The sequence below is a fragment of the Rhizobium croatiense genome, from assembly GCF_019793465.1.
Lineage (GTDB): Bacteria > Pseudomonadota > Alphaproteobacteria > Rhizobiales > Rhizobiaceae > Rhizobium > Rhizobium croatiense.
In genome coordinates this window covers 1-382 of the sequence record NZ_JAILYJ010000091.1, presented here as the reverse complement: position 1 = coordinate 382, position 382 = coordinate 1, and the positions used below count along the sequence as shown (strand labels likewise).

The 382-nt window shown below is 58.6% G+C and carries 1 pseudogene; it reads right to left on the bottom strand.

The features are described 5' to 3' along the window. Positions 1–382 (bottom strand): annotated as a pseudogene (locus tag K6M89_RS32030) (TolC family protein); the annotation flags it as partial.

Sequence of the window (382 nt, the reverse complement as noted above, 5' to 3'; positions counted from 1 at the left end):
GCCTTAGTCAGACCCAGATTGCTAGCCAGACCTTCGGTTTCCAGGCGGATGGCCTGCAAATCAAGCCGCTGCTGCATGGCCAACGATTCGATGTCAGGCAGGTCGGTGGCCATTTTGGGCAGATCGGGTAAGCGCTCCGGCAGTTTGTAGTCGAGCTGTTTTCCCCAAAGCCCCATCAAGCGCGTGAGTTGCTCTCTAGATGAGGTCGCTGCTTGTCGCGCACGTGCCGCTTGCGCAACAGCATCGGCATAAAAGCCTTGTTCACGCGCCTGCGTGAGCTTGCTCCAATTGCCAACCTGAGCCATGCGCTTGCCAAGTTCCGCACCCGCTTCGGCGACATCCTTGACTTGCCCCATGTAGTCGGCTGTCTGCTGGCCAGAGA